1 protein-coding gene is annotated in these 434 nt (G+C 57.1%); it reads left to right on the forward strand.

The window, feature by feature from the left end:
- Positions 1-434 (forward strand): hypothetical protein (locus ACTHUE_RS20560; protein WP_440424339.1); only part of this gene is annotated, 434 nt, incomplete at both ends.

A 434-nucleotide genomic window follows, 5' to 3' on the forward strand; every position in this document is an offset into this window, starting at 1 on the left:
GTGGGGGGGGTGGGGGGTGGGGGTTGGTTGGGGTGGTGGGGGGGGTTTTGTTGTTGGGGGTGGGGTGTTGGGGTGGGGGTGTTGTTTGGTGGGGTTGGTGGTGTGGTGTGGTGTTTTTGGGTTTGTTGGTGTGTTTGTGGGGGGTGGTTGTTTGGTGTGGGGGGGTGGTTGGTGGGGTTGGTGTTGTTTTGGGTGGTGGGGGGTGTTGGTGTTTGTTTGGTTGTTGTGGGGTTGGGGTGGGTGGTGTTGTTGTTGTGTGTTTGGGGGTCGTTTGGGGTTGTGGCTGGTGTTGTGTGGTGTGGGGTGTTGGGTTGGTTTGTGCTGGTGATGTGCGGGGGTGTGAGGGTGGTGGTAGTTGTTGGTGTGTGGGTGGGCTGTGGTTGTTTGGTTGTTTGTGGGGTGTGGGGGGTTGTTTTGTTTTTTTTGTTTGTGTT

The organism is Neisseria sp. P0021.S005, assembly GCF_051956955.1.